The organism is Enterobacter cloacae complex sp. 2024EL-00214 (assembly GCF_043945575.1).
Lineage (GTDB): Bacteria > Pseudomonadota > Gammaproteobacteria > Enterobacterales > Enterobacteriaceae > Enterobacter > Enterobacter cloacae_P.
This window is the reverse complement of record NZ_JBIMRC010000022.1, coordinates 1-15,969: the sequence shown is the minus strand read 5'-3', so window position 1 is coordinate 15,969 and position 15,969 is coordinate 1. Positions and strand designations below refer to the sequence as shown.

Below are 15,969 nucleotides of genomic sequence, written 5' to 3'. Positions count from 1 at the left end.
TGCATGTTTCTGGAGAATACAATGGCAATCTGGTGATTGAGCTATTAATATCTATCTGTACGGGTACTTTTATCAAGCCATTTTATTTTAATCAAGCAGTTTGCCAATCTCTATATGATATGGCAGAAAACTACGTTTCTGGGCATTTCTGATTTTTAATAGGTTTCTGGGGAATATAATGGAAACTTACTTCCCCTAATGTAGAGGCGATTAACGGGATGACGCCCACCGCTGCACAAACCTCTTAGTAAACGATTATGTAGAGTCGCTATATGATATGGCAGAAACTTATGTTTCTGGCTTTTCCACTTTTTGTTACCTTTCTGGAGAATACAATGGCAAACGCAGCTGAAACTTCCATCACCTCCCTCCGTCTTCAGGATCAATCCTAAATCACAGTAACTTCATAGTGATTTATGTCACATTTTGTAGGTATATATACTAGTTTGAGAGAGTTTTTTTGGGGGGGAAGTGAAGGGGAGATATGCATATTTAAGTGAAATTATAACTTGTGCTTAAGTAAAATTTTCACGAAGTGTACCCTTGAGTAATCGCCACAACATACCTTAATTCACCTCACCGAAGCATGTGTTTTTAGTATATATACTCCGCGAAATCCCCAGGCGGAAAGCCAATCTAAATGTGTTGCCCTCATACATTACCACCTAATTTCCTCAGTCTGATTTAGGTTAGGGGTTAAGGTTTTTAGGGCCGGATTTAGCCATATATGACGTCCAGTTTCATGCAGCATTTATGTACATATCTGACATTTTAAACGTCCGTATCTAGCCATTATTAATGTCAAAAATGGGGACGTTTTGCCGATAAAAAAAATGGTAATCGATGATCGTTTGAATACCATGTTACAACTTGTTAACGGTTAATTCCCGACGTTGACAGAGGGAGGCCACCTTTCTTTACGTTAGTGCGAACCCCTTTTTGGCGCTCAAATGTTATCGGAGTGGCAGTAATTCATTTTTAACTTGCAGGGTTAACGAATGAGCAATGACAAATTGGTTGTCTGCGGAATTGATATTGGATACAGCAATGTAAAAATTGCTGTAGGGGATTCAGCGGATGACAAACCCACAGTCAGTATTTATCCGGCCTACGCTACGAATGAGCCAGTAGATGATGTGCGGCTGGTAAAGCGTAGCTGCGAACATGAAGTGTTGGTGTACCCAGGAGGTAAAGAATGGCGGGCTTTTACCGAACGCCCCGATGCGCGTGAGCTGCATGACCGTTACCACATGACAGAAATGTACCTGGCACTATATCTGGCCTCACTGGATAAAATCACTGCTAAAGCAGGCAATGAAATCGACCTGGTAGTAACTGGTTTACCTGTCCGTCTTGCTAATGAAAGTGAACGCGCGAAACTGACTGCGAGGCTCACCGGTACGTTTACTATTGCGCCAGGAAAAACAGTGACTGTTAAAAAATGCCTCGTTCTTCAGCAGGGCGTTGGTGTCATCAATGACATCGTTAACAGACCGGGCCTTATCAGTCAGGAAGAATTAGAGAAGTCGACCATTCTCGTGGTTGACCCTGGCTTCTTCTCGATGGACTACATCGCCTTTAAGAGCGGAAGCAGGGTATCAGGCTCTTCAGGTTCATCATTAAAAGCAACCAGTGCAATTATCGAAAGCATTGTGAACCGCCTTAATGCCGATAACCCGGAAGAGCGAATTGATGATCTACCAGAAATTATTGAAATCGCTCTCCGTAACAATGAGCAGTCTTTCTTTAATGGGTTCCGCCACATTTCCCTACGTCCTCTGCTTGAAGAAGCTATTCCCTCCATCGCCAGTGATGTAGTCAAAGAGTTGCGAAAATCGACAAGGGTTCTCGGGCCAGTCCATATCATTGCAGCTGCCGGTGGTGGGACAAGGTTCTACGAACAGACCATACGAGAAGAATTCCCCCGAGCCAGGATCGTATCGAGCCCGTTGCCTGTTGCCAGTAATGCCATTGGTTTCTGGAACTATGGCGTTGACTTGATGCTTTACGGCGATGATTGAGCAAAGGGGGTTTCATGCAAGTTCGAGTGACGATTAATCCAATACTGTTTCCAGAGCTGATTAATTATCTGGAATCAAAACAGTCTGGCCAGCGCAGCAGTTCACTATTGGCGCTGGCAAACCGAGCATTGCTAGCAGGTGACAGTTTTATACCCGGTATCGTCCGTGAGACTTCAAAAAAACGTAAATCAGAACAGAAGAAATCAGTCCGTGGGCCGAATACAGAAAATGAGACTGGTCTGATGACTAGTCAGAGAGACGGCCACTTACCCAAAGTAAATGAGGACACTGAACCAAAATTTCGTCACGTGGTTAGCAACGATATAGTCAATACAGGCCCGCCATTTTGTGTGGGCAGTGATATTCAAGAGTTCGAAGTTAAAGATGACCAGTTATCGACGGCGAACCTTACCAGTAAGCCTGAGATTGCTGGAAAAATACCGGATCCCAATCCTGGAGATAAATCGGGCGTTGGGGAGACAGGCGACAATCAAGATAGCGGCGTTAATGAAAAGGTTACACCAAGGCGTGTTCGCATAAGTTGATGCCGTTGTAGGGTTTGTGGGGAGGGGAAATGCAGATAGCAACGAAGAGTTTGGTGCTCGCTTTACTATGTGCTGCTTACTGCACGAGTACGAACGCCAGGCTTGTAGATCTTCGTGGCACTTCTTGGGAAAAGCATTCCCAGAAAGAGTGTGGCCTCGATCCGTACCTTCTCTACGCGGTGGCACTCACCGAGAGTAAAAATAATGCAGGAACCAAGGGGTATGTTGTTCCCAGCCCCTGGGCATTGAACAACTATGTTTATGGGTCGTATTACCCGACAAGTTATGAAGATGCAAAGAGAGCGCTAGCCCGCTATCTCTCAGCCACTCCGGTAACAGATATTGGAATCGTTCAAATTAATTTTCGTTGGAACGGACAGTATGTTAACCATCCTGAAGAACTCCTGGATGTCGATACAAACATCCGAATCGGGGCAAAGACTTTGTGTGCAGCCATCAAAGCTAACCCTGGCGATATAGAACTGGCGATAGGTGGATACAACACTCAAAACCCTAAGTTGGAAGGCAAGGCTCGTGAATATGGTCAGCGCGTATTACGCGTATGGAAGAGGCTTATCGAAAATGATTAATCAAAATTTGTATTTTCTACAGACTGCCATCTCAATTATTACCCGTGCGCAATCGTTGTATAAAAGCCCTTTTGAGTTAGCAGAAGGAGACCGGGAATTTTTGATAGAGAAATCTAATCAGGCCAAGCTCGCTTTATCGATGGAGAAGTATGACTTGCCCATCTTTAATATCTGTCATGATCCCGAGCGCAAGATATCTACTGAGGTAGAAAAATTCGTTCGTCATGACTCATACATCCTACGGCTTGCCCTGCTGGTATTCAGTGTTCGTGTTTTCATTAATACGGGGACTGTTGCCCAAACGTTCTACTGGTTTGATAATGAAAAAACCGTACAGCTTGTCGAACGTATGGATGATGCACAAACAATCGATGCAATCATAACCGGCAAAATATATTTTAAACCTATTCGTCCATTTGCCGATTTAGTAGATTGTGACTTCAGTACAGTTATTGGAGCCCCCAACCCAACCTTAGAATTAACAGGTTACTTACAGTCGCGCTATTCTCATTGGAGTAATTGATTATGAAGGCTGCTCTTGTCCGGGATGAAGATAAATTTGCTTTAACACAGAAAATGGTAAAATTAGTATTTCGTAGAAAGATCATTGTGCATTCGCTTAATGCAAGTGACCGTGTTATTGATTTTTTGCGAAAAGAGTTCCATCTGAGTGATGTATCAATCGGACGACTTAAACATTCAGAGACGCTGCTCAATACGACACATAAAAAGGTTGAGGCAACCAATTTTATGAGCATCTATCTGCGTCGTTCGAAAGACCCAAACAACAGTGACAACATCGTTGATGTGGTGAGTGCGTTCGAAATCTACCGGGAACTAAACCTTAAATTCCGCCCGGAAGAAGCCTCGAAAATGATGATTGATGCCAACGAGGCCTGGACTCTTGCTCGTGATTTTCGAGCTGAAGAAATACGTATGGTAAGGTGTTACCGTTGCGATCTTTCATTTATTTCACCGCAGAGTTGTGACCGTCCACGGAAAAAACATATTTGTCCGTTCTGCTCTGATACAGAAGCTGAAAATGAAAGCTCGTAAGTGACTAAGTTAAATTTCATAAAAAAGCCCGTTTTAACGGGCTTTTTTATTGCCTGGATACTTCGTCACGTGAATGAGTCGGGTTAGTATTGAATAACAAACCTACTGGTGTCCCAAGGAAAATAAAATGAAGAAAATCTCTGGTCTTGCTTTGGTATCGCTGATGTTAGTTGGTTGCGCGGCTTCTCAACCACCAGCTATGCCGGTTGACAGCAATCCATCTGATGCTTTGAAATTTGCCCGAGCGATGGATTTACGTCAGATCACCGATGCTGGCGATCAATACCTTATCTATAACGGTTTCGCGTCCAATGGGCAGCTTGTCCCTCTCAAAACCCCGGTTAAGGCTGGTGAAAAAGGTGTAACCAACCTGGGAGGTAATGGAGTGGCCGATGTGGCTGCGGGCTTCGCGACACACACATCTTTCATCCCTGTGCTGTCTGTTTTAACGGCCCAACAGCCTACTGCTATTGTTGATGGCGTGGTGCGTGTCGCGTCATGGAACGGTAAATCTCAGGAAGATAATGAGCGTGAGGTCAATGCGATTTTCTGGAAAACACTAACCCGGATGGATGGATACAAAGTTGGTGGGATGTGTGAGGGGAAAGGCGGTGCTGTTGAAAATGCAGTTCGTCGGAAAGCGACGAACGGTGATTGGGTATCGTATGCTGATATAGCTCCAACGTTGCCGAAACCACCTATCAGCACCAGCGGTCAGGTGACATTCATTATCGGTAATGACTGCTTCAACCTCTATGCAACACGAGCCTCTAACGTAGGTCTGGTTAAAGAAATGAGTAAAGAACTGGGTGCTCAGCGGGCTCTGTTCTTACCAGGCTCTCCTGAACATGAACCAATGGTATTCAGTGACGGTAAGCAATACCTGTTCAGAAAGTAAAAAAAAAGCCCCGACATAAAGTCGGGGCTTCTTATCCTGCAAAGCTATTGAGTTTTCAAAACAGCCTCTGTGCTAGATTTCGCCGCATCAACATCGATACTGTCAACACCGCTCTGGAATCGCTCCAGGGAGTTCTGGCGAGATCCATCTATATTCAATACGTTTCCTTTACCGGTTATCTTATCCAGATTTATTTCCGACGCTTTAGGTAAAAGTTTCGCCTCGTAAAGTGAACCAATCCACTCTGACAAATCGAGTTTGTTAAAATCAATCCGTCCAAATTCTTCTAACGTCAGTGGTCGACAATCCGGGTTCTTTTTATCCCCCCAGCCGATACCTAACATTGGTCTCCCTTGTTCCTGAATGATGCGACCAATCTGAGAATCAAACGTGCAATAACTTGACCGTTTCTCGATACAGACACCCAGAAACTTTGTTTCACACCAGCTGGATATATGCACGGCCAATTTTGTTTCTTTCTTAACGGCAAGCTTAAATTCATCAGGAGTACAAGCCCAGATGATGTTGACCAGTATATTAGCAATCTGGTACGCCATGTAAGCATATCCAACCACGGATATTGCCGAAACAATAGTTGACGACAATTGAACAGATGTAGCCAGGCCAGACGATGTTACGGCTGCGCCACCGCCAGAGGCCGCACTTTCAAATATCAGATTCGTCGCAGCAGGGCCGAAGGTATCAAGAGTCCATTGAGCAACTTGTTTCGTCAGCGCTCCTATAGCCTGATTCATCAAACCGGACAAACCTGCTTCTGTAGCTTGCTGAGCCGCTTCAGTACCTGCCGACCCAACCAGACTGTTGAAAGCGGAAATAGCTGGTCGAGTTATTGTATCGATGGCATTAGTCATAAGTTCGGAACCCATGTCAAAAATACCTTTTCCCTGTTCGAACATACCGGCTTTTACAGAGACAGCATCAGCAATTTTTAGAGTGTAGTAGGACAACTGCAAATACTGAATCCAGCTGACATCTACGGGCTGATCACAACAATCCACCCATCCCCCCATCGCCGATTTACATTGTGCAGACTCACCTTTAAAAAGAGTGCAGGAACGGTTGGTTTCGTCAGTATCATCGCCACACTTCATTTCATTCAATGCGTAAGTTGCGGCCTGAAGAGTTGCAACTGCTTTGTTGAAATCGCCGCTTGGTTCAGCAGAAGGCTGTAGGCAAGACCCATTAAGGCATTGCACAGCGCCAGGACAAGTATAGGTATCGGTGGAGGAGGTATTGGGTACAACGACATCCGTTCCGCAATCCCATACCTCGGTTGCCTGCCAGCACCCATTTTTGTCACCCTCCGCACCTGTTATGCAAGTGGACTTAATGAATTTACATGCAGTGTTTGCATCGTACTGCTTGCAAGTATTGTTAACGCCACCGTCGGTTCCGCAGTTGGAAACTACCGTTGCAGACTTACAGAAAGGTGAGAGACCTCCGATCGGCGGCTTAGCAAGCTGGTTTTCGCAGATACGTGCGCCATTTATGGTTGCGCACCCATTTGCATCAGGAATGACTGTCTCGCGGCAGGTTACCGTGTAATTCTGGCAATACCCGGCGTTGATGGCCTTCAGCAACGTATCGAATTGTTCAGGTTTATCAACAGTCCAGGCGTTATCCGAGATAATTTTGTTTGGGTCAAAGTAAATATAAATGAGAGCATAACCTTCGCCGCTGCCAGTCACTGACACACGGTTTTTGAAATTAAGAACGCCATTTTGGGGGGTATTTCGGATTTGTGCTGTTACATCTACATTAATCGACTGATCCCAGCTTGTTTTTAATTCACAGGCTCCTGATGTCTCTGGCGGGAAGACGTTTAAACCTTTTGGCCCTGCCCAAACCAAACTACCCCTATCTGTACCACCGACATAAATCTGCATGTAATCATCCCATTTAGCCCTGATGATCTTGGCGCTGGTAACTGCCTGGGGATTGTAGACAGTGACGGCCATTGCCTGTTCAAATATTGTGCAGTTGCCGTCCCAGTAGTTATCACCGACAGTCCCGAGCCAGAGTTCGATGCAGTTAGTGCCGCAAGAACCGATGTTCGCCGCGCCACTATAATGCGAGAGCATACCGGCAACGTAAGGATGGTAGAGGGTGAATGTGCCGCTGACACTTGTGGTACGGGTACATTCGCGATAATCAGGGATATGGTTGACGGTGTCCTTATTCGTCATGGTCTTGGTCATAGAACAATCACCAAGATCTTGCATGTACTTATCCTGATTCTCCAGGAAGTCTTTATGGCCATCAAAGATGGAATCATCAGGTTTAATGTTTGCTGTAGTTTTCGTTGAGCCCACCAGCGTTCGGTAAGCTTCGCCGCGCAGTGAATTTTCGGTTTTCAGATTGGCGTTGGTTGTATTGCCCAGTTTTAGCGTGTTGCTGTCATCTCCGTAGGTTCCTTTCAGGCTATCCAGTGAAGTTGATGAACCTTGATTTGGATAAGCAGAGTTCAAATCAACGGCCTGGCCTTTTCCATACTGAACCGTACCATTTGACGTAGCTGAAACTTGCGGCAGTGTTTTATAGAAATTAGTGGCAGATGTAACGTTTTCCTGGGTCGTTGCTGAAAAGGCATACGGCACGTAGGATACAACACCAAGGTGACATAACATCGTTATTGTGCAGAGTGGTCTGTAAAACCATTTTTTGCGGAAAAGGTTTTTCATTCTATGATCACCTTTGTCGTGGTTACTGATTATGAAATCAGAGATCTCGGTAACTAAATTTCGTCAGCCAGCATTTCTATGCGAAGCTACTAAAATGAAGGATTAAGCAGGCAGCGTATTAAACAGACTGGTTTCAGACAATAAAGAAGGACGGCAAAACGAGGGTGTTTTCAGCGTCTTGAATATTACCGACTGGAGGTACTTATGGACATGTTTGGTATTACTGGCCTTATCCCATTATCGGGGCCAAGCGATTCAGATTATGGTGGTGGAAATGGTAAGAGGGGACGTGGAAAAAATGGCAGAACGTTCAAGAGCAAATGTGAGCGTATGTGGGAGTTTTATATTCTGCTCTATTCTTTACTGAGCCTTCCTGTCGTATACATGTTCGTGACCACATAAGAGCCCTGCAAGATTGCAGGGCTTTATTGCGAATCACTTACTCGATGAAATTATCATGTCGTCATTTCCACCACTATGACCTCCATTGTTCTCTTTATTACGTGGATGCACAGGTACATACTCCTGATGCGACTGGGTTGCACGTGCAGGTGGCGGATCACTGAACATTGTACCTCCGTTATTTGAATCACTATGACCACCAGCGCCTTGGGTATTAATGTTTGTTGTCTCAGACCCACCATAGTTTGAGTTCTGGTTTAAACCATTATGACCTTCAGCACCTTGGGCATTAACGGTCATTGTCTCAGCCTCGCCGTATCCCTGGTTGTGGGTTCCCATCGCGTAAGGGACGCCATCACCCACAGCAGAACCTCCATTTGATGCCTGATGCATCCCTCCAAGGTTGTTGGCCATGCCACCGGTGTTGTATTCGTGGGTTTGGCGATCGGTATTCAGTGCAGTAGTAGCCTGTTGAATAATGGAGCCATCATTGGCTGAACGGTCTAAACCGGCATTATCAATACGGGCTGCAATACCACGGGCAAGAGCAGTATTTCCGCCCATAACCGTTCCATTGTCATTTTCACCACCCGTCGCGAGTTGAATACGTGCCATCATGTCACTGCGGGCCTGGGAAAGTTGTTGCTCAGACGCTCCAGCTTTAGTCATGGCGTAGTAGTTCACAATAGAATCTCGCGCCGCTTCGCGGTTTGCATCTCCACCAAGCGGAATTTCCCCAGCGATGGTTCTGGCCTGATCATGTACCTGTTCATATACCGGGCTTTCTTTGAACGCATTACTGACATGAGAAACGAGTTTATTAAAATCGCCAGTAATACCGCCAAGATTATAGTGGTTGTTTTCGAAATCATTTGCGGCGGTGTTACCCGCTTTCGTCATGACTTCACCCTCATTTCCCTTGTGAATTTGCTCAACTGCACCGCTATTCTGTCCCCCGACAGTATTAACCTGGCCTTGCCCATAACCATCAGACGATGACGCATGTGCTTCACCAAGCGCTCCGTAAGATCGGCCTGTTACTGCATTAACGGAGTTGCCAACGTCCGCTGCACCAGCAACTGCGCGGCCACCAGCGCTTTCAGCTCCACCACTCACGCCACGGTATTGCTCAGATGCAGTTGTCGTCAGTACTGGGCTGGAATCAGCGTTAATGAACCCGGCTTTGGCAGCTACTGCACCGGCAACACCAAGTTCACTGGCTGCTTTGAATTGAGCAAAGGTATGCGCGTCTTCGTGAGTCATACCTAAAGAGGTCAGGCTCGCTGCATCACCGGCGATTTTGCTGGACAGTTCCGGGTGCGCCGCGAGGGTTTGAGTCAATGTTGCTTGTGCATCATGATTACGACCAATGGCTGTAGCAAGTTGCGCAGCATTCATTGTCTGGCCCATTGAGGTACTTGAAACGAAGGAGTTTGCTTCCTGGAAGTTCTTTTGTGCGGACTGCATTCTTTGATTTGCCTCAGCAAAAGAACGAGTCGATTGAGAACTCTCACCTTCTTGCGATAAGGACTGGTACATCGCACTTGCTGCGGTATTGACGATGCGTGACTGGGTCGCACTGTCTATTTTGTGCGACGAGGCGCTGTCTGTAGAACCGTACTTAGCACTGTTGTCATTACTCAGGCCACTGCTTTCTGCCTCTGAACGTGACATTCCACCTTTAACACCAACACCAGCACTTGAACTTCCCGCACCGCCACCGACACTCACATCACCTTTGGCGATAGAGACAAGCGCCTGCATATCAGAAATACCTTGTTCTTTAGCCACAGAACTGACAAGGGCACGATCTGAGCTGCTCAGGCTGGCAAATGCTGCATTGGAAGCGTCACTATAAACTTGCGAATGTCCACCAGAATTCATGTTACTGGCCACCTGGCTAATCATTGCTCCAGATTGGGCAGTCAAGGAACTGGATGCTGAATCTAGTTCTTGCTTAGCGCTGGACAGGTTGTGAGTAGCGACCTTTTTCATGTCAATGGCAGGGAGAGTGCCAGAAGACCCACCCATGATAGTTCCTTGTGTTGGGTTAAATTCAACATCGGAACCACGACTGTTTATCGCAGGAGCGTTGGTGACATCAGGTGCGAGAGTTTTAGTATCGGCAGCTGAAGGTGCTGCTGCTGAGCTTGCAAGAGAGTTAAAGGCAACAGAACTGCCCCAGACAATGAATCCACCCAGGGCCGGGATCATCGCGTATAAATTACCAGCAAGACCTATACTTTTTTGAGTCTCAAACAGGAGCTGATAAAGCTGAGCAAAGCTAAGTCCGCCAGAACCCGAACTGACAAGAATTTGGCTTGACGTATCACGGATACTGTTTAACACATACATGTTGACGACCGCTGCGAGGGGAAGCCAAGTCCATGTCCAGATGATAACGAGGAAGTACTTCATCACCAGTCGCAAACCCATAATACCCAGACCGAAAAGGAAGGCCATAAATGGTGCGAGTGCGTATATTATTCCCTGGAAAATCGGCATAAATGAACCCATCCAGCTCAAGAATGATGAACCAGAAGAAGACCATTGGAATGCCTGTTGAGTCATGGTTTGGGCGCGAGTTACAGCAGCAGTACCACGAAATGAGCTTTCGAGTCCGTACATTGGCAGTTCCCTGAAATGAGGGTACATGACCAACATCAATTGGAAATCACGAATATCAGTGCCACTTATGTTGAAGAAATTCAGTACTTCCTGGGCTTTTCCTGAACCTGAGCATGGCGCACCACCGCAAGTGCGCCCGGATGCGGTATAAGAGCTGGCAAAAGCTGAGTCCAGGCTAGAAGCGTTCTGGGTAGCGAGTCCTTTAAGTTTCGTGTACGCGTCAGAACAGGTATAAAGTGAGCCCCCATTTGAAGATTCTTCAGTACTGGTAGACCAGCCGCTACGTACATTGTCGTAAATAACAACCCGCTGGAAGGAATCGTTCGAGGCTAGCCCTGATACACCTTGATTAGAGCGATACATTGAAGCAAAGGTTTTAGACCCACGAATAATATCGTTGCCTACGCAGTTCTTCACATAGTTTGAAACGCTTGCGTCCAGATCACCGTAAGCACCAGTTTGACCCGTCCAGCGCATTGGCGTTTTCAATGTGTCGTATAAAGTGGCCAGAGTGAAAAGGGGATCCAGAGACCCATACTCAGTCATGCTTGGGACAGAAAATGCCTGCTCCATCTTCTCGGTAGTTGCATACCCAACAGTAGACAGTACAGATGCGGCAACGGCTAATCCCGCTGGTACATTATCAACAGCACGAAACTTACCCGTTGTAACATCTTCAATGTTGGTGCGCATCGATACACTGAAAAACAGGTAATACATCACGACGGCCACACACATATGAGAAAGGGATAATGATTTCCCGGCTGATATAGCAGCAGCAAGCACGACACAAATTACACCAATGAGTGCTGAAATCCTAAACAAGGATCCGTAAGTGCCATCATTCAATAACATGGCAACGGAATTGAATATATTATAAATAAATTCAATGTTGCCAACAGTATATACGTTCCATTCACTCATATTAAGTTACCTTGTTAGAGCGAGCCATCAAGAGAACCTTCAGATTCATAATGAACCTGCGGAAGCGTTGTCATATAGTTGCTGAATGATTCAGGTATACGGGCCTCGCCACCATAACGGGATATCATGGCGTTATAGGAGACATACAGATTTTGCCTTGCCTTTTCGATTAGCTCTCCAGCATCCTTATAATAAACTGACGCCGATTTATCATTTTCCTGCTGGAGCCGTGCGCCGGTCGCAGCAGCCGTAAGCATTTCGCTGAGGTAGTTATAAGCAGCTGAATAGGCTATGACAGGAGATAGTTCACGTATATAGGAATAAGATGCGGCTAAATCATGACGTGCAATTTGAGTCGCTTTACTGGTAGCACCAGCTACGTTGTAGTAGTTTGCTTGCCGTAATTTAGCATCCCCAGGGTTTGAACCAGTTCTGGCCGAGCTCAAATATCCGTTATCGATAAAGAAGAGTGTGATATTGGCAGCGAGACCTTTAATTATTTTGGTCTGTTTTTTGGGATTCTCACAAGTACTAGTCTGACCTGAACAAGACCAGAAATCGAAACTATCATCACCATTTATAAAAGAATCCAGGACATTTGAAGTTGCGAGTGGAGCAATCCTAACCACACTCTTTTTAGCTGACCCATCTTTATCTGTACCCAACTGGCTACCGACGATGATGGTGCCGGTCATAGACATAATAAGTTCTTTTTGCTCATCTTCGGAGCCGATGAATTGATTACTAAAGCTACCATTCTGGAGCAAACACCACACAATGTTACCGTAATCGTCACATGCCTTTCTTTTCCCTGCCTCTTGTTTTTGTACGTCGGGTGCTTTACCACCACCCATATTGCCCCACATGGCTTTAAATTGGTCTGAGAGGCCATCAGAGGACAGCTGAGAAGATACAGCAGCCTTTGCACTGTCACCAAATGCAGAGGCAGTGTCGACTAACAACCCCTTCGCTAACTGACACGAATTTGCGGTCAGATCGTTCATCTGCTGGATGATTGCCTGCATTTTCGAAATAGCATTATCCAGAACGGCATCCATAGCGTTCAGGGCCAACTGGAAAGCTAGACCGGCAGCATTAGAAGCAATATTACGTAGCATCTGGACGAACTGATCAGCGTTGATGAACGAGAATGACCCGCCGAAAAGGTCTATCCCTCCACATCCTCCCGACGCAGAAGGGAGACTAATACTAATAGGTGTCAATGTACGGAGCTTATTACGTAGAACAAATCCGCCACCGGTATATCCATCACGTGTAACGCTCTGATAATCACCGGGAGCTGTAACATTCGACATAGAGCCGAACATACTGTCTAGCTGAGTACTAATGCTGGTGGCCTCGCATTGAAAAGCTGTCAACCCGGAGAGGCAGATAGAAATTGCAAGAATGTTTCTACGGAATACATTCTTTATATTATAGTTGCACGAAATCTTCATTTTTCCCCCGGGTTATTAGCATTTGGGTTAGGTGTCGAACCGTAGCCAGCTTTAGCTTGTATATATTTGATAAACTCATCAGGTTGTTGAGTTAGGTCTTTAGGCATGTCATTCAGAATGTTTGAGTCGATATAGCCGGTATCGTTATATGGCAAGGTGCTCTTATATTGCTGGTCAGAAATGATCCCTGCATCGTGGGCAATAAGGACTGTTCTTGAAATTAACTGGTCTGCACTGATAGGCCCAAATGAGACAATGCGTGTTGTAGATGGCGGGATTGCCAGAGCTATCGCAGGTGCGTTTGATATTTGGAGCTTTGATGCCTGGCCAGAATCAGGCCTCCAGTCCGGGTAAATATTCCCTGGAAGAGGTTTACCATCAAGTGAAATTGGGATGACCTTCATGTCTGTCATGAAACTAAACGTATTCATAACAGAAGCTTGCTTTACGCATATGGAGCAGTTTTCCCCACGGAAGAAGAAAAACAATCCTGCTTTTGTCGCTACGTCTTTTATGACCGTTCTCGAATTGTTTTCAGCTTCATTCGATTGATCCATTGCCCCAAATGTTGAGGTTGAGCGGCGGCTATTCTCATCTATGAGGGGGTCGGTAGAAGTAACCAACCTAGCCATATCAGTAAAGCGGCTGGCTTTATCCAGCATAATGCGTTGGGCCAGAAAATATGCCCTAACGTTTTCTTGGGTAGGATTGTCGATGGCCTGGTTGCGTAGTTTCTGAATGTTTTCATTAAACCAGGCTACGGTGAACGGAGCCGGGCCGGGCTTTTCAGTTGCGGCAGGTTCTGGAGTCGACTCCATAGGTGTTTGAGCAACCTGTTTAGGCGTTTCTTGAGGCGGTAAAGTCGGCGGAGGAGGTAACTTCACTGGCTTTTTCTTCACTGGCTCAGGTGGCGATTTACGCCAGAACCAACCTTCCTCTTTTCCATTCAGAAATGCCTGACCACCAGCGAGGTCGTCACTGGTGGTCTGAGGGGATTGAGACGTTGGGGTGTTACCCTCATCCGCAAGAACTGAGGTAGAAAAAGCAAATCCCACTAGCAGGGGAATAATGATTTTAGTTAAAAATTGATATTTCATCGGAATTACCCTCGGAAATTATTCTTGCGATAGACTCCGTCCAGAAAAAGCTATTTTTTCCACTAAAGACCCTTGCACTTTCAAGTTGGCGAGTTAATGCATAATGCCTATATCTGACCTGTCCTATACGTTTGGCTACACTATCCGACTTAACACCAATTTCGGAGCAAGCCTCATCGAGAGTCATGCGTGTTCCATATTTACGCAACAGCTCATCAGTAACTATGTTCTTAGGGTCGTCGTTAACTAATACCGCAGGGATTTTGTGTGCTGGCATAAGCATTGCCCTGTTATGAGAACATTTAAGTGTCTTCATAAAACTCCCTTATCAGAAATACGGACGGCATTACGATTAGTTTGCCATATGGGTTAAAATAACAAGTTCAAAAATGGCAACGTTTTGACTGTAAAAATCAAAAGTAATTTTCATGTGCATCCGTTTTGTTTACATGATTTGAAATCAGCAAATACAAAAAAACCCAGTCCGAAGACTGGGTTTTTCTGTGTTAGCTAATTAAAAGAATTAGATGCTTTAAAGACCAAAGTTATCTTTAAAATGGCCTTGGTTCTTCCAGGATGAATTCTCCATCACACAGCATTCAAATACTGTATTCAGGCCGTCATCTGGAAATTTAAGGGCATCGTTGCCTATACGAATGATGTTACCGATGAGTTCACGGGCTAACTGAGAATTACGCAAGAAACGCGTAAAGAACTCATTGCTGATATGTTTGCCCAGGTTATAAGCAAATTCAAGCAACGTTGCATCGTTAGCAGTCAGCACCGCACCAGATTCAGATGCGTAATAAAAAACATTCTCTTGGCAACCGAGGTTTTTCATTGCGCGGAGAAACAACATTTCTCCTTCCATATCCATAAGGCGAAAAATTATATCAATATCAGATTCATCGTTTACGACAGCACCGACAGCATCATAAAGTACGGCAGCGGGAGCTTGTTCAAACTCATCACGTTCGTAATTCATCAACATACGGTTTTGTGCGTTATTAAAGCTATCAATATGATCTGATTTAGCAGTAGTTGAAGTATACATGAGTGACTCCTTAGAAATTTTCTACCAGACAGTTTGTTCTTTCATGAAGTCAGCCTCATTCGCTATAAAGCGTTTTGCTTCATTCATCGCCGCATCGAAATGTTTATTACCCAACTTACGTCCTAGATCAGTTATCTGTTCAACAAGAAGAGCACATTCAGGGTGAGTAAATCGTCCACCACCTTGGCAGTAAGTTAAACGAGTAACCAGCATTAATGCCTTCGACTCATTTTGTGTTACATGAAAGATGGTTTTCTGAGTTCCTATCCCTCGTTCGTTCAGAATATTAATGGTATCCATATCGGCGAGTAGTAACCTTAAGTCCTGCAAATCTCTATCGATTGAATGAGGTCGCAATGACATATCGCCAGACACAAAACCATAGATATCCTCGGTTTCAGAATGAAACATATATACCTCGATAAATTAAATGAATTAGAAGATACCCGGCTTACACCGCAATAGAGCATTAAGGAAGGTGCGAATAAGCAGGTCATTTCTTCCCAAGCTGACTCGCTGATTAAAATTTCGCGGATCTGGGCCGATTTTTTTCCCGCAAACACATCGAATCAGCCTATTTAGGCTATTTTTTCCA

13 protein-coding genes are annotated in these 15,969 nt (G+C 45.3%); 6 read left to right on the top strand and 7 right to left on the bottom strand.

What is annotated here, in order from left to right; all coding sequences use genetic code 11:
* Positions 1-998: 998 nt before the first annotated feature.
* From ACHHZ6_RS20060 to ACHHZ6_RS20035, 6 genes are all read left to right on the top strand, one after another.
* Positions 999-2,021: a ParM/StbA family protein gene (locus ACHHZ6_RS20060; RefSeq protein WP_007372253.1), complete on the top strand. Its 1,023-nt coding sequence runs from the start codon at positions 999-1,001 to the stop codon at positions 2,019-2,021.
* Positions 2,022-2,035: 14 nt separating this feature from the next.
* A complete protein-coding gene (locus tag ACHHZ6_RS20055; RefSeq protein ID WP_016241570.1) occupies positions 2,036-2,566 on the top strand; it encodes a hypothetical protein in 531 nt (176 codons plus the stop codon).
* A 29-nt stretch (positions 2,567-2,595) separates the two neighbouring features.
* A complete protein-coding gene (locus ACHHZ6_RS20050) occupies positions 2,596-3,156 on the top strand; it encodes a transglycosylase SLT domain-containing protein (RefSeq protein ID WP_016241571.1) in 561 nt (186 codons plus the stop codon).
* On the top strand, positions 3,149-3,679 hold the full coding sequence (locus tag ACHHZ6_RS20045) for a hypothetical protein (protein WP_016241572.1): 531 nt from the start codon (positions 3,149-3,151) through the stop codon (positions 3,677-3,679). The genes ACHHZ6_RS20050 and ACHHZ6_RS20045 overlap by 8 nt, the downstream gene beginning before the upstream one ends.
* Before the next feature lie 2 nt (positions 3,680-3,681).
* Entirely contained in the window at positions 3,682-4,212 is a 531-nt protein-coding gene (locus tag ACHHZ6_RS20040) for a FlhC family transcriptional regulator (protein WP_395122953.1), read from the top strand.
* Between the two features lie 127 nt (positions 4,213-4,339).
* The gene (locus ACHHZ6_RS20035; RefSeq protein WP_007372251.1) at positions 4,340-5,110 is read left to right on the top strand and encodes a hypothetical protein; all 771 of its coding nucleotides are present in this window, start codon (positions 4,340-4,342) and stop codon (positions 5,108-5,110) included.
* A 44-nt stretch (positions 5,111-5,154) separates the two neighbouring features.
* On the opposite strand, the gene traN is transcribed toward ACHHZ6_RS20035, so the two are convergent.
* From traN to ACHHZ6_RS20000, 7 genes are all read right to left on the bottom strand, one after another.
* A complete protein-coding gene (gene traN / locus ACHHZ6_RS20030; protein WP_007372250.1) occupies positions 5,155-7,812 on the bottom strand; it encodes a conjugal transfer mating pair stabilization protein TraN in 2,658 nt (885 codons plus the stop codon).
* A 435-nt stretch (positions 7,813-8,247) separates the two neighbouring features.
* Positions 8,248-11,766, bottom strand: a complete 3,519-nt coding sequence (locus ACHHZ6_RS20025) for a conjugal transfer protein TraG N-terminal domain-containing protein (RefSeq protein WP_007372249.1) — start codon at positions 11,764-11,766, stop codon at positions 8,248-8,250.
* Positions 11,767-11,780: 14 nt separating this feature from the next.
* A complete protein-coding gene (locus tag ACHHZ6_RS20020) occupies positions 11,781-13,223 on the bottom strand; it encodes a conjugal transfer protein TraH (protein WP_395122952.1) in 1,443 nt (480 codons plus the stop codon).
* Positions 13,220-14,320, bottom strand: coding sequence for a conjugal transfer protein TraF (gene traF, locus ACHHZ6_RS20015; protein ID WP_007372246.1), 1,101 nt, complete (start codon positions 14,318-14,320; stop codon positions 13,220-13,222). Before traF ends, ACHHZ6_RS20020 begins: the two co-directional genes overlap by 4 nt.
* Positions 14,298-14,636 carry a hypothetical protein gene (locus ACHHZ6_RS20010; RefSeq protein WP_024196083.1) on the bottom strand — a complete coding sequence of 113 codons (339 nt, stop codon included), beginning with the start codon at positions 14,634-14,636 and terminating at the stop codon, positions 14,298-14,300. Before ACHHZ6_RS20010 ends, traF begins: the two co-directional genes overlap by 23 nt.
* Before the next feature lie 216 nt (positions 14,637-14,852).
* Entirely contained in the window at positions 14,853-15,374 is a 522-nt protein-coding gene (locus tag ACHHZ6_RS20005; protein WP_007372245.1) for a hypothetical protein, read from the bottom strand.
* 21 nt (positions 15,375-15,395) lie between these two features.
* Entirely contained in the window at positions 15,396-15,785 is a 390-nt protein-coding gene (locus ACHHZ6_RS20000) for a hypothetical protein (protein WP_016241575.1), read from the bottom strand.
* Positions 15,786-15,969 lie beyond the last annotated feature (184 nt).

Excerpts from the sequence above, each read along its gene's own strand:
- ACHHZ6_RS20060 (WP_007372253.1), top strand. The coding sequence starts at position 999 with ATGAGCAATGACAAATTGGTTGTCTGCGGAATTGATATTGGATACAGC.
- ACHHZ6_RS20055 (WP_016241570.1), top strand. The coding sequence starts at position 2,036 with ATGCAAGTTCGAGTGACGATTAATCCAATACTGTTTCCAGAGCTGATT.
- ACHHZ6_RS20050 (WP_016241571.1), top strand. The coding sequence starts at position 2,596 with ATGCAGATAGCAACGAAGAGTTTGGTGCTCGCTTTACTATGTGCTGCT.
- ACHHZ6_RS20045 (WP_016241572.1), top strand. The coding sequence starts at position 3,149 with ATGATTAATCAAAATTTGTATTTTCTACAGACTGCCATCTCAATTATT.
- ACHHZ6_RS20040 (WP_395122953.1), top strand. The coding sequence starts at position 3,682 with ATGAAGGCTGCTCTTGTCCGGGATGAAGATAAATTTGCTTTAACACAG.
- ACHHZ6_RS20035 (WP_007372251.1), top strand. The coding sequence starts at position 4,340 with ATGAAGAAAATCTCTGGTCTTGCTTTGGTATCGCTGATGTTAGTTGGT.
- traN (WP_007372250.1), bottom strand. The coding sequence starts at position 7,812 with ATGAAAAACCTTTTCCGCAAAAAATGGTTTTACAGACCACTCTGCACA.
- ACHHZ6_RS20025 (WP_007372249.1), bottom strand. The coding sequence starts at position 11,766 with ATGAGTGAATGGAACGTATATACTGTTGGCAACATTGAATTTATTTAT.
- ACHHZ6_RS20020 (WP_395122952.1), bottom strand. The coding sequence starts at position 13,223 with ATGAAGATTTCGTGCAACTATAATATAAAGAATGTATTCCGTAGAAAC.
- traF (WP_007372246.1), bottom strand. The coding sequence starts at position 14,320 with ATGAAATATCAATTTTTAACTAAAATCATTATTCCCCTGCTAGTGGGA.
- ACHHZ6_RS20010 (WP_024196083.1), bottom strand. The coding sequence starts at position 14,636 with ATGAAGACACTTAAATGTTCTCATAACAGGGCAATGCTTATGCCAGCA.
- ACHHZ6_RS20005 (WP_007372245.1), bottom strand. The coding sequence starts at position 15,374 with ATGTATACTTCAACTACTGCTAAATCAGATCATATTGATAGCTTTAAT.
- ACHHZ6_RS20000 (WP_016241575.1), bottom strand. The coding sequence starts at position 15,785 with ATGTTTCATTCTGAAACCGAGGATATCTATGGTTTTGTGTCTGGCGAT.